At 35.9% G+C, this 12,630-nt stretch carries 11 protein-coding genes and 1 pseudogene; 1 reads left to right on the top strand and 11 read right to left on the bottom strand.

What is annotated here, in order from left to right; translation table 11 throughout:
• Window positions 1-45: 45 nt before the first annotated feature.
• The 9 genes and pseudogenes from ACTTG8_RS05855 to lon form a co-directional block, all read right to left on the bottom strand.
• A pseudogene (locus ACTTG8_RS05855) lies at window positions 46-270 on the bottom strand (ORF6N domain-containing protein); the annotation flags it as partial.
• Window positions 240-1,568, bottom strand: a complete 1,329-nt coding sequence (locus ACTTG8_RS05850; RefSeq protein ID WP_442561185.1) for a vWA domain-containing protein — start codon at window positions 1,566-1,568, stop codon at window positions 240-242. The pseudogene ACTTG8_RS05855 and the gene ACTTG8_RS05850, both read right to left, overlap by 31 nt.
• Before the next feature lies 1 nt (window position 1,569).
• Window positions 1,570-2,409 carry a leucine-rich repeat domain-containing protein gene (locus ACTTG8_RS05845; RefSeq protein ID WP_442561184.1) on the bottom strand — a complete coding sequence of 280 codons (840 nt, stop codon included), beginning with the start codon at window positions 2,407-2,409 and terminating at the stop codon, window positions 1,570-1,572.
• Entirely contained in the window at window positions 2,406-2,942 is a 537-nt protein-coding gene (locus tag ACTTG8_RS05840) for a hypothetical protein (protein ID WP_442561183.1), read from the bottom strand. Before ACTTG8_RS05840 ends, ACTTG8_RS05845 begins: the two co-directional genes overlap by 4 nt.
• The gene (locus ACTTG8_RS05835; RefSeq protein ID WP_442561187.1) at window positions 2,927-3,544 is read right to left on the bottom strand and encodes a J domain-containing protein; all 618 of its coding nucleotides are present in this window, start codon (window positions 3,542-3,544) and stop codon (window positions 2,927-2,929) included. Before ACTTG8_RS05835 ends, ACTTG8_RS05840 begins: the two co-directional genes overlap by 16 nt.
• Window positions 3,525-4,352 (bottom strand): DUF5685 family protein, encoded by an 828-nt coding sequence (locus ACTTG8_RS05830; RefSeq protein ID WP_442561182.1) that lies wholly within the window; start codon window positions 4,350-4,352, stop codon window positions 3,525-3,527. Before ACTTG8_RS05830 ends, ACTTG8_RS05835 begins: the two co-directional genes overlap by 20 nt.
• 180 nt (window positions 4,353-4,532) lie before the next feature.
• Window positions 4,533-5,819 carry a serine--tRNA ligase gene (serS, locus tag ACTTG8_RS05825; protein ID WP_442561181.1) on the bottom strand — a complete coding sequence of 429 codons (1,287 nt, stop codon included), beginning with the start codon at window positions 5,817-5,819 and terminating at the stop codon, window positions 4,533-4,535.
• 91 nt (window positions 5,820-5,910) lie between these two features.
• Complete coding sequence (locus ACTTG8_RS05820) at window positions 5,911-6,624, bottom strand: adaptor protein MecA (protein ID WP_442561180.1); 714 nt, start codon at window positions 6,622-6,624, stop codon at window positions 5,911-5,913.
• A gap of 102 nt (window positions 6,625-6,726) precedes the next feature.
• Window positions 6,727-9,108 carry an endopeptidase La gene (gene lon / locus ACTTG8_RS05815; protein WP_442561179.1) on the bottom strand — a complete coding sequence of 794 codons (2,382 nt, stop codon included), beginning with the start codon at window positions 9,106-9,108 and terminating at the stop codon, window positions 6,727-6,729.
• A 158-nt stretch (window positions 9,109-9,266) separates the two neighbouring features.
• Here lon and ACTTG8_RS05810 point away from each other — a divergent pair, with 158 nt between their 5' ends.
• A complete protein-coding gene (locus ACTTG8_RS05810; RefSeq protein ID WP_442561178.1) occupies window positions 9,267-10,022 on the top strand; it encodes an SDR family NAD(P)-dependent oxidoreductase in 756 nt (251 codons plus the stop codon).
• Window positions 10,023-10,242: 220 nt separating this feature from the next.
• Here ACTTG8_RS05810 and ACTTG8_RS05805 read toward each other — a convergent pair whose 3' ends face one another.
• Both ACTTG8_RS05805 and rpsI read right to left on the bottom strand, forming a co-directional pair.
• Window positions 10,243-12,036 carry an aminopeptidase P family protein gene (locus ACTTG8_RS05805; protein WP_442561177.1) on the bottom strand — a complete coding sequence of 598 codons (1,794 nt, stop codon included), beginning with the start codon at window positions 12,034-12,036 and terminating at the stop codon, window positions 10,243-10,245.
• Window positions 12,037-12,216: 180 nt separating this feature from the next.
• Entirely contained in the window at window positions 12,217-12,609 is a 393-nt protein-coding gene (gene rpsI / locus ACTTG8_RS05800) for a 30S ribosomal protein S9 (protein WP_442561176.1), read from the bottom strand.
• Window positions 12,610-12,630: the final 21 nt, after the last annotated feature.

The following is a 12,630-nucleotide window of genomic DNA, read 5'->3' as shown; positions in this document are numbered from 1 at the left end:
TTTCTTATCCCAGAAATATCCTGTAAAGTATTTATCTTACTACAAAACTTTATTTGCTATTTCACTTTTAAGTACGGATGAGAGCATCGCAATCCCCTGTTCGGTAAAGACATACGGCATATATCTTCGACCACCTGAGCCCACTTCATTTTTTGAGGTGACATTTTGGCACCTCAAAATAGCATACTCCTCTTTTGACAACTGAAAGCAAAAATCCTCCGGAAATCTTTCAGTATTTCTTAAACATTCACTACCAGATGCATAGCCCATACCGGAAACTCCTGACTTAAATACGGTAACTTTCCATCTGAATATGCTGTTTCGGGAAATACAAAAACTACATCATATTCAGGCTTTATTTCGGGATATGTTCCATACCCATCCGTAAAATAAATCAATCCCGAGGGTTTGCTCATTCTACCTGACTTTACTTCCTCAGCTATATAACTAAAAGCCTCCCTAAAATCCGTACCGCCTCGGCCAATAATTTCAAAATCCTTAATGTATGTAGCAAGCTCCTCTCTATCTTTTAACACTCTTACATCTTGAATTTGGTTGTCACACTGGATAATTACACATTGTCTTGCTATTCCAAAATCATTATCCATACTTTCCTCAGTAAGAATATTTACCGTTTCCTCAAGAAAACCTGTTACAATTTCCCTGCTTACAGAACCTGAAGTATCTATCACAACTACAAAATTCTTTACAGCTTCTGTTACTCTGTATTCAGGTTCTTCTATAAGAGGCATATTTCCATACAATCTCAGCCCATAATTATAAAAGCCATAGTCGAAAGTTTCAAAGTCAAGTCTTATCTCTTCAACCGGCTCTTTAAACTTCCTTAAAAAATCTGTATAAGATACCTTTTCCCTATTTTTTATAACCAAACTTTGATAGAGCTTTGTATTTTCTATGCCTATACTTCTCGAATAAGTTTCTATTTCTGTCTGAATCTTGGTGCTGACATCTTTCCAAAGTTCTTCTTCTCGGGCATCTTCCTCTTTTTTATTCCTGTCCGTCTTACTTTCATCATCTGCATTATCCGACCAAAGGGAATGGTCATCCACCTTGTAAAATTTTTCAAAAGACAGCATATCCTCTTTGTTTTTCTTCAAAAAATCATAGATGTACTCAGCAGAAAATATCTTACACTCCCTCATAATCCTTGCTGTTGCCTCTTCCTTCAGAGGAGGAATAACCATTTCCACACTTGCCACTCCCATCTCGTCTATTATGCCCTCAACCATAATATCCGTAGCCAAATTCCACACATCCTCATCTCTACTCTCTCTTCTAAACATATGCCCAAAAAGGCAGTGTAACACACTATGCAGATAAGCCCTATTTATAAGTATCGGGTTCTCCATATATTTCTCAGCAGAAAGCATGGGTATAAAATACAGTTTAGCTCCATCAGTTGCAAGAAAATCCACCCTCATATCAGGAACTGCCTCAAGCCCATCCAATGCAGGATAGAGATAACGCATAGAAAGATATAATTCATTCTTAGCTACATTAAATATTTTAAGTCCAAGATTTTCCCACTCTTTATTACTTCTTCCCATTTTATATTTCCATATCCATTATGCTTGTTTTCTTAAATGTCTTGTTTCTATAATCAATCATAATATTTACTCCCTCTGCAAAATCCTTTTCACAGAAAAAGTCCATCGCCTCATCCACATCCTCTTTTGTGGCAAAAATTCCTGTATGTATATAGGCTAATACCTTACTGCTGTCCTTATATACCACAGCCTCATCAAACAATGCCTTTTTATTATTTATTAAAAATTCTAAATATTCTTCCCTTTTCTCATCCCTTAACTCTATCGGATACATAAGTCTAGTCTTGCAAACTGCCACTGCCTCATCAAGCTCCATAGAATATTTTTGAATTGTAAACTGGGTATCATACTTCATATAATCAATACCTTCCCTACCTATACATTCTCTATAATTCATTCCTGCACCATGCATAATCTCTGCAACTATCTTAGCACCGACATCATCCTGAAATTCCGGCTGGAAATGTGGAAAAAAAAGTTCATTTCCGTAAACAGAAACCGTCACACCCTTTGACATAGCTAAGATTATTTCCTTTAGTCCCCTTAAACTTCCACCCGAACTGTTAAGTCCTATGTAGTCTAACTTAGTACAATTACGAAATGCACCATCTCCAAAACTCTCTGCCTTATCAAAAAATGTAAATTTCAGTAAATTTCTGCAATTATAAAAAGCATTATTTCCTACTTCTTCTATATTTTCAGGAAGATTTACCTCCGTAAGCTCTCTATGCTCCTTAAAGGCATAGTCCGCAATCTCTGTAAGTTCTCCCTCTCCCTCATAAACAGCCTCTTTTAGGTCTGCCACATTATAAGATGTTCCTGTATATTTCGTTAATATCATATCAAACCTTTAATCCTGTTCCATATTCCTATCTGAAATGCATCATAAGCCTTATCACCTATGAACCATGCAGGCTGTAAAACTGCCACCCCCACTAATATCCATTTAATATCAGGTTTTGTTAAAAACAACTGCGGAAATATTAACAACATAGGTATAGTAAGCATATTAAACACTGCCAATCTTGAAAGTAGATATATCAACTGAACTTTCTTAATATCTTTGATAGTCTTTTTTGCAAGAAACTCCCAAATCCCCTCTCTTGCCAGTATATATATTTCCACTACTGCATAGGTTATTATCTTAATTTTATCCGGAGCTATAAAAAAAGCAAGTGCTAAAGAAGATACAATATAAGCCACACCCATTTTCAGTCCTGCTTCTCTAATTACAACTCCTGCGAAAAATCCTGACAGGCTTATTAAAAAAAGCGTACTCATCCCGAATACGCCTTCAAGTAAAATTAAAACCATTGATATTGCAAGGCAAAGTCCTGCATAAACTAATTTTTTTACATTTACATGCATGAGCATAAATCTCCTCCCATACATTCACAAAGTGTATCTGCACACCAAAGATTACAGAGCATATTTGTGGCATCATCCAAAGTACTCCTGCCACCTCTGTAATTATTTCTTACACTTGTATATCTATTACTCTGAAAATTCAACTGATTTACAAGGTTCTGATATTCCATATTACTTGGCTCCATTGCGACGGCAGTTCTTGCAAATTCCATTCCACGCATAGTATTTCCAAGTCCTACCTGAGCGATTGCACTGAAATAATACCATCTCGCATTCCTATCTCTCATACCGTCAAGAACTCTGAGTGCCTGACTGTAAGCCCTTCTGTTAAGAAGATTATATACCTCTGTCATTTCAGCACTATCTCCACCGTAATATCCTGCATTATTATAGTTATTAGCATAGCCATAACTACCACTTTTTTCCTTCATTATAGCATCATAAGCCTCCTGAACCTGCTTAAACTTCTCTTCCGCAAGTGAGGAAAGCGGATTACCTGCATAAGAATCAGGATGATACTTTCTACTAAGTTCTCTGTATGCTCTCTTTATTTCTTCAACATCTGCATTCCTTGATATGCCAAGTACCTCATATGGATTCATTCTTATCTCCTCCTGTATCAAACTTTGACCAAACTCCATCATACAATATATTTCTTAAAATGTCGACATCTTTTATGAGAGGCAATCTCTCAAAAGATGCTGTACACTCACCGAGTGTGATTTCAAGCATAATCCTTACATTTGATTTAAATCCTTCTAATTTATAAATATTTTTAAAAGGATTATAATTACCTTTTTTAACATCCTCTTCAACATCTTCATAAGCATCCATTATATAAATGAATTTTCCTATAAAAAAACCTATCTTCCTTAAGTCTTCTTCCCAGTTATCCTTTTCATATACAAAAATTTCAGCCATCAGTCTACCAAAAGTACCTGCTACCTCTTCTACATCTTCACAAGCTGCTGCCTCAAGTCTGTTAAGCTCTCCCAGTTCTTTTTTTATAACTTCAACCTGTCTTTCATATTTATCTGCTGCCTTTTCATATGCATTCTTAAATGCTACCAGCCCTGCTGCTGCCTTAAGTTTCTTTTCATCTTTATAATCATCTGCAAAATGCTCATATGCTAAGATTATATTCATATCAGCAGCATATTCACTGAATTTATTTGTAATTACGAGACTTTTACTAAGAGGATGTACCATACACCGTTTTTTTCTAGTCACAATATCAGGTTCGTAGAGAGATGTTAGAAGTACTATAAGAAAGGTCATATCATAAGAGAGTGAAAATCTTCCGCTCACACCATACCTTTCCCCCAAAGTTTCACAGAGTCCACAATAAAAACCCTTAAACTCATAAAATTCCTTCATCTTCAATTCCATCTTATTGACATTTACATATCCGTACATATTCCTCCAAATCACAAATAGAAATACCATATTTATCGGAAATATTGTTATAGAAACTTTATTTTAAACAAAAAATCTCCGAATTAACTGACACGATAAGCTTAACCCTAACACCCATCAATGTCAATTAAATCGGAGAAACTTTATTCTTAAGAAATACTTACAGTCCTTACTTAATAATTATTTCTTAGGCACAAGCTTTTCCTTACCACCCATATATGGTCTTAAAACCTCAGGAATATTTACACTTCCATCTTCATTTAAGTTATTCTCAAGGAAGGCTATGAGCATACGAGGAGGTGCCGCAACTGTATTATTGAGTGTTGTAGCAAAATAATTTCCATTCTTATTGCGTACTCGTATACGCAGTCTCCTTGCCTGAGCATCTCCAAGATTAGAACAACTTCCAACCTCAAAATACTTCTGCTGCCTTGGGCTCCAAGCCTCCACATCTACCGACTTAACCTTAAGATCTGCAAGATCACCCGAACAGCACTCCAAGGTTCTTACAGGAATATCAAGACTTCTAAAAAGATCGACAGTGTTCTGCCACATCTTATCATACCATTTCATTGCCTCTTCAGGCTTACATACAACTATCATTTCCTGCTTTTCAAACTGATGTATACGGTAAACTCCTCTTTCTTCTATACCATGTGCACCTTTTTCTTTTCTAAAACAAGGTGAATAACTGGTAAACTTCTGAGGAAGACTTTCTTCATCAAGCATCTGATCAATAAATCTTCCTATCATAGAATGTTCACTCGTTCCTATAAGATAAAGATCCTCTCCCTCAATCTTATACATCATAGCATCCATTTCTGCAAAACTCATTACACCTGTTACTACATCACTTCTAATCATAAAAGGAGGTACGCAGTAGGTAAAGCCTCTATCTATCATAAAGTCTCTTGCATACGAGATCACTGCTGAATGAAGTCTTGCAATATCCCCCATAAGGTAGTAAAAACCATTGCCTGCAACCCTTCCTGCACTTTCAAGATCTATACCGTCAAAACTCTCCATAATCTGGGTATGGTAAGGGATTTCAAAAGCAGGCACCTTAGGCTCACCAAACTTTTGAACTTCTACATTCTGTGAATCATCCTTACCTATCGGCACACTAGCATCAATTATGTTAGGTATTGTCATCATAATCTTTTTAATTTTTTCATCAAGCTCAGCCTGCTCTTTTTCCATAGCCTCAAGTTCTTCAGCATCAGCTGTAACTCTTCTCTTTAGTTCCTCAGCATCTTCCTTCATGCCCTTTGCCATACATGCACCAATCTGCTTATTTAACTTATTTTTTTCAGCACGAAGACTATCTCCCTTAGTCTTTAACTCCCTCGCTCTTTCATCCAGCTCTATTACCTCATTTACTAAAGGAAGTTTAGCATCCTGAAACTTATTTCTGATGTTTTGCTTTACAACATCAGGATTCTCTCTTAAAAATTTGATATCTAACATAATGTCTCTCCTATATTGTATTATTATTTATGACAAAACGGCACAAACCCTCTTACAAGTATACTTGAACAGGGTTTCTGCCTCTTGCATTTTAAATGTTTTTCATAACCTGAAGTGCTTTTCTTGCTATTAGCAGGTTTCCATGCTCCAATAGTAACGCCTCTAATGCAGGTCTATTCTTAATATTAGCCCCAAAATCAATAGCCATAAAACAAACTTTTGCATAAGACAGTGTTGCCATAGATGCTTTATGAACTACTAAAATATATCCATCATCCACCTTATACAAGTCACTCTTTATTGGTCTGCCATAAGAAATTGACTTTGCATACTCACTTATATCATCAAGCGTGTCAAAATGCAATACATGAGTTGTTTTTTCTCCATCAATTCCTACAATTGATTCCGTTATTAGTTTTTCCGGAGTTTTCACTTCCTGCTCAGAATCTTCACGTCCACTATCCATTTCACTGATAGTTTGGCGCAACTTATCTACCTGAGACATTTTTCTAAATAATGTCTCAAGCCTTTCTGCCATACCTACATCAACAGTCTCTTCCATACCGGCATCAGTAATCGTAATAGATACCTTACCACCAGGCATCTGCATTATCCCAAGAGTTACCATACCACTCTTAGATATTGTTCCTACCTCCGCACCTGCTCTCTCAAGAAGTTCATGGATAAAGTCAGAAACTTGATCACTCTGTTCGATAAAGTCATCAATGCCAATTCCGTACTCTTCCATGTCTTCCGCTGTAAGAATACATCTGACTGTCCCCTTATTTAATCTTATAAATTTCATCTATTACCTTCTTTTCATGAGCGGTTTACTTATCTTTTTCTTTTATAATCGCACATTTTTTAAGTTTTTTCAATATATTTTAAAAGACAACAAGTGTCAATTTTATATAAAATCTGAATTTTTATCCTTTTTCATCTTCTTTTTATTCTTTTCATTCTTTTTGCTTTTTTTGTTAAAAAAGCCCTTATTGTGAGGATGTAAGGAGAGCTCCAAAGCCTCTTTCGCCACATCAGTAACTGTATCCACAAACACTATTTCAAGGGAATTTTTTGTACTTTCCGGAACATCTATAAGATCCTCTTTATTTGAAAGTGGAATCAATACTCTCTTTATTCCTGCCCTTTCGGCCGCCATCAGTTTTTCAGGAAGACCTCCTATTGGAAGTATCTGTCCTCTAAGAGATATTTCTCCCGTCATTGCAAGCTCCGAAGACACATTTATACCAAGCACAAGTGAAGTTATTGCAGTAAACATCGTTATTCCTGCTGATGGTCCATCTTTTGGCACCGAGCCTGAAGGGACATGTATGTGTATATCCTTATCCCTAAAATCAATATCTCTATCAAAAAGTAATGATTTTACAAGATTTACAGCTATAGATGCAGATTCCTTCATTACATCTCCAAGCTGCCCCGTAATAACTATCTGCCCTGTACCTGAAAATGCAGTAGTTTCGATAAAAAGTATCTCTCCTCCCGCCTGAGTCCAAGCAAGTCCTGTTACAACTCCCGGAATATTATGCTTAAGTGCTTTATCGTGCAAAGCCTTTTTATTTCCAAGTAGTTTAGGTAAGTCTTCCTTTTTAATAACTACTTTACCCATTTCCTCCTCAAGAATCCTCACTGCTACCTGTCGCATAAGTTTATCAATCTGTTTCTTAAGTCCTCTTACACCGGCTTCCATTGTATAATTTGCAATTATATTTTTGAGTACGGAATCTGAAATCCCTATATTTTTCTTTAAAAGTCCTGTTTCTTCAAGGGATTTTGCCATTAAATGTTCCTTAGCTATATAAAATTTTTCTTCAGATGTATATCCGGACAATTCTATAACTTCCATCCTGTCAAGTAAAGGCTCACTCATTTCATCTATACTGTTTGCCGTACATATAAATAATACCTTAGAAAGATCATACGGTACATTCATATAATGGTCTGTAAATGTTACATTCTGCTCAGGATCAAGCACCTCAAGCAAAGCACTTTCAGGATCACCATTAAAACTTCCATAACCCAGTTTATCTATCTCATCAAGTACAATAACCGGATTGTTTACTCCCGAACGCTTGATACTCTCCATAATACGCCCCGGCATAGCACCGATATAAGTTCTTCTATGTCCTCTTATCTCAGCCTCATCCTTCACCCCACCAAGGCTTATCCTTACATACTTTCTACCTAGAGCATCGGCTATCGCCTTTCCCATACTCGTCTTACCTGTACCCGGAGCTCCTGTGAAAAGGATAATAGAACCCGAATTCTGTTTTTTTAATGCCATAACTGCAATCTGCTCTATTATTCTTTCCTTTGGTTTTTTTAATCCATAATGGCTCTTATTTAATATTTCTTTAGCCCTCTTTATGTCTATATCCGTTCCTTTATCAGATTGCCAGCTTAATGCTGTAACAAATTCAAGATATTCTAAAGTTGAGCCATACTCATGGTCATCACTTCCCATCTGCTTAAACTTGTTAAATACCCTCTCAATTTCTGTATTTACTTCATGCGGAAAACCTGCTTCTTTAATTTTACTTTCAAGTCTTTTGACATCAGATACTTCTTCCGGATTGTACTCATTTAGTTCATCACTGAGAAGTTCTATCTGCCTCCTAATCATATTTTCTCTATAATTATCACCCTGTTTATCCTGAATTTTTTTACTTATATCCACCTGAAGTTCTACCAAATCTTTATATTTAAGCATTGCTTCAGAAATAAGATGATGTCTTTCCAAAAGTGAATCTGTTTCAAGCATCGCATATTTTTCTTCTACAGTTAAATCTGTATAAGGTCCTACTATACTTATAATCTCATTCACATTATCTAACTTTTCTGAAAAACGCATAGCAAAACTTCCCCATTGAAAATAAGAGGAAATCTGTGCAAGGTTTTCCATTACCATATTAAATACTGCTCTCTGTTCTCTTTCATCTATATCTGTTTCATCATAAAGTATTTCATAATCAGCAACCAACATCTCCTTATTTGCTACAAGATTATGAACCTTTACCTTAACATCAGTCCGTACTGCAATTATAAAATCTTCATCATTGTTACGTATTCCTTTTATAACTCCTGTCAATCCAATAGGATAAAAATCTTCAGACTTAATTTCCTCTCTTACCTTACTCTCTTTTAGAGGCAAAAGTATTATAGTATCCTCGGCCTTAAGCAAACTCTTCTCTCTATCAGTTAACGAATCCGGTTCAAGATTGTATTGTACTTCCGGTAAAATTATTGTATTATAAATAGGTATAACTAACATCTTACACCTCCTGTCTTCCTATAAATATACGTTCTATAAAATGATACCATTAGACAGATATTTGTCAAGGTTTATTGCAAATTTAAGGGCTAATATCTTGATTTTTTCAACTAAAAATAATAAAATTTATAATTATAATAGATTTTAGGAGAATTATTATGTTAGCTTTAATTACAGGTGCCAGCAGTGGGCTTGGAGTCGAATTTGCAAGACTTCTTGCTATAAATGGTTATGATTTGATTATAAGTGCAAGAAGAAAAGATAGACTGGAATCGCTTAAAAAAATTTTAGAAAAGAAATACAAAATAAATGTAGAGGTATTTCCTGCTGATTTATCAGATGTAAATGATGTATTAAGACTTGCTGCAAATTGTTTTACAAAAAATATTAATATTCTTATCAATAATGCCGGTTTTGGTATACTTAGATCATTTAATAATATCGCAGGTAAGGAGAATATAAATCTTATTAACACCAACATTACAGCCCTTACCCTGCTTAGTCAAGAATTTATCAAAACGCAGAAAAGAGGCTATATCTTAAACGTTGCAAGTGCTGCCGCCTTTCTACCGGGGCCTCTCCTTTCCACTTACTACGCCTCAAAATCCTATGTACTAAGTCTTTCTACTGCTGTAAATGAAGAGCTTAAAAGAAGTGGGAAACCTATTTCTGTTACCACTCTTTGTCCAGGGCCGATGAAAACTGAGTTTTTTACTATAGCAGGAGCTTCTAAAGAATGGGCAACCGCTACTCCAAGAACCTGTGCAAAAAGGGCTTTAAGAGCTATGTTTAAGAGAAAGCCTTTAGTTTTCTCTGATAATCTGATAGCCATTTCAGCCTTTGGAACTAAATTTTTACCTTTGAACCTGCTTACTAAGTTAAGCTATAAGATACAGAGAAGTAAATTTATGTAAATTATAGGAGGAAGTATCGGTGATTAACCTTTACTTCCTCTTACTAATTAGTTTCTATAACATTGCTTAATCATTTTTTTATATTTTTAACAATGAATCTTACAGCAAATACAATGACAGCAATGCCTACTAAGGACATTATAGGTAACATTATAGTTGCAATATTCATATAAACACCCCCTATTAGGTTACTTTTTATAAGAAAGGAAGTTATGTAATATCAAATCGGCTCACAAGCCTCCTTAAGCCAAGCCAATTCATCACCCTCAAAATGAGGTGAAAGTTTCTCAAATACCAGTCTGTGATAAGCATCTATCTGCTCTATATCTTTCTTTTCAAGATAAGTTACATCAATAGCCTCTTTATCAATAGGAGCATAGGTTACAGACTCAAAGCACATAAACTGACCGTATTCATTCTTAATATCCTTCTTGCAAAGCAGCTCATTTTCAATTCTTATTCCATGGCTGTTCTCTGCGTAAACCCCAGGCTCATCTGTAGTTATCATACCTTCTTCAAGTACTGCACTATCATTTCTTTCAGGAACTATCTTCCATCTGAAACCATTTGGAGCCTCGTGTACATTTAAGAGATAGCCGACCCCATGACCTGTACCACACTTGTAGTCTATACCGATATTCCAAAGTGGAGCACGACAAAGGATGTCAAGGTTGATACCTGTACAGCCATATAAGAATTTTGCATTTAAAAGATTCATATGTCCTTTAAGAGTGAGGGTATAATCACGTTTCCACTCGTCCTTAATTGGTCCCAGTACTATGGTTCTGGTAATATCTGTAGTTCCCTCATAATACTGTCCACCTGAATCTACAAGGAATAAGCCTTCAGGTTTAAGCTCGGCATCATGCTCAGGGGTAGCTGAGTAGTGCATCATTGCAGCATTTGCATTGTAGGCAGCTATAGTATCAAAAGAAAGCTCAATAAAACCTTCCTGCTCTCTTCTTCTCTCTTCAAGGTAATCACTTGCAGATAGCTCAGTAATCTTCATCTTTCCGACATTCTTCTTAAGCCAATATATGAATTTCGCCACAGCGACTCCGTCTTTTACATGTGCCTTTTTGATATTTTCTACTTCTGTAGAATTCTTTTTAGCTTTTTCAAGTGTTGTTGGATTGATTTTCTCAAGTTTCTCCACACTTTCAGGTATATTACTGTAGATTGCATAGTTTACTTTATTGCTGTCAAGCATTACCTTCTTGCATTCTTTAAGCCCTTTTACATACTCATAAATATCGTTGTATGGCTTTATTTCTACATTATTTGCTGCAAATTCAGATTTAAGCTTATCATTTAATACTGCTTCATTTAGGAAAAGCACAGCCTTATCCAGAAATACAACTGTATAAGAAAGCACTACAGGGTTGCAAGGGATATCATCTCCACGCATATTATAAAGCCAAGCTATATCGTCAAGGGAAGTAAGTACGAAGGCATCTGCTCCCTCATCTTTCATTGTTTTTCTTACGAAGGCAAGCTTATCTGATGCCGGTCTTCCTGAATATTTTTCTTCAAGGAAAAATGCAGGCTTAACAGAAAGCGCAGGTCTGTCTTTCCAGAATTCATCTACTAAGTCTTTATCATACTTAATAGCCACATTTTTCTTAGCTATAGCCTTTTTAAGCTTGTTACCCAAAGTGGAGTTTATAACTCTTCCATCAAAGCCAAGCACTCCATTTTCAGCTATATTGTCCTCAATATATTTCTCTATCGTAGGCACACCTTCCTCACCCATACGCATCAGTTCTATAGTGCTTCCGTCAAGCTCTCTTTCGGCCTGAATAAAATATCTACCATCTGCCCAAAGAGCAGATTTTTCTTTTCCTACCAAAAGAGTACCGGCTGAGCCTGTAAAACCTGACATATATTTTCTTACACCAAAATGCTCTCCGGCATATTCGGATTCATGAAAATCAGCAGTAGGTATGAGATAAAGGTCAATTCCTTCAGCCGACATTCCTTCTCTTAATTTTGCCAATTTTTCTTTAACTTCCATTTTGTCCTCCTTGCATTAGATGGAACTAATTTTTATAGAAAAAGTCTAACACAAAGAAGTTTATTTTTAAAGTCTTACGGGAAATTTCTAAATATATTTATAACAAAGCTAAATAATTACATATAAAAAGCTCATAAAACTAATTTTGTGATTAGTCTTATGAGCTGAATTATTGAATAGTTACCTCTTACTAAACTGTGGTGCTTTACGAGCTTTCTTAAGTCCGTATTTCTTTCTTTCTTTCATTCTGGAATCACGAGTAAGGAAACCTGCTTTCTTGAGAGATGGACGATAGTCTGCATCTGCCTCAAGAAGAGCTCTTGAAATACCATGACGAATAGCACCAGCCTGACCTGTTGTACCACCACCATGCACTGTAACAAGAATATCAAACTTCTCACCTGTCTGTGTAAGAGCAAGTGGCTGACGAACTATTGTCTTTAATGTTTCAAGACTGAAATACTCATCTATATCCCTCTTATTTACTACAATCTTACCTGATCCTGCTACAAGATATACTCTTGCAACACTACTTTTTCTTCTTCCGGTTCCATAAAATTTAACAGTAGCCAATGTAATATCCTCCCTTCACTC

The organism is Catonella sp. (assembly GCF_052173895.1).
Taxonomy (GTDB): domain Bacteria; phylum Bacillota; class Clostridia; order Lachnospirales; family Lachnospiraceae; genus Catonella.
The sequence above is the reverse complement of the archived record's forward strand: the minus strand, read 5'-3'. Positions and strand labels throughout refer to the sequence as shown.

What these genes read in the sequence shown, in the direction of transcription:
- ACTTG8_RS05840 (WP_442561183.1), bottom strand. Translation starts at nt 2,942, where the DNA reads ATGCTCATGCATGTAAATGTAAAAAAATTAGTTTATGCAGGACTTTGC.
- ACTTG8_RS05810 (WP_442561178.1), top strand. Translation starts at nt 9,267, where the DNA reads ATGTTAGCTTTAATTACAGGTGCCAGCAGTGGGCTTGGAGTCGAATTT.
- ACTTG8_RS05850 (WP_442561185.1), bottom strand. Translation starts at nt 1,568, where the DNA reads ATGGGAAGAAGTAATAAAGAGTGGGAAAATCTTGGACTTAAAATATTT.
- serS (WP_442561181.1), bottom strand. Translation starts at nt 5,819, where the DNA reads ATGTTAGATATCAAATTTTTAAGAGAGAATCCTGATGTTGTAAAGCAA.
- ACTTG8_RS05830 (WP_442561182.1), bottom strand. Translation starts at nt 4,352, where the DNA reads ATGTACGGATATGTAAATGTCAATAAGATGGAATTGAAGATGAAGGAA.
- ACTTG8_RS05820 (WP_442561180.1), bottom strand. Translation starts at nt 6,624, where the DNA reads ATGAAATTTATAAGATTAAATAAGGGGACAGTCAGATGTATTCTTACA.
- ACTTG8_RS05805 (WP_442561177.1), bottom strand. Translation starts at nt 12,036, where the DNA reads ATGGAAGTTAAAGAAAAATTGGCAAAATTAAGAGAAGGAATGTCGGCT.
- ACTTG8_RS05845 (WP_442561184.1), bottom strand. Translation starts at nt 2,409, where the DNA reads ATGATATTAACGAAATATACAGGAACATCTTATAATGTGGCAGACCTA.
- lon (WP_442561179.1), bottom strand. Translation starts at nt 9,108, where the DNA reads ATGTTAGTTATACCTATTTATAATACAATAATTTTACCGGAAGTACAA.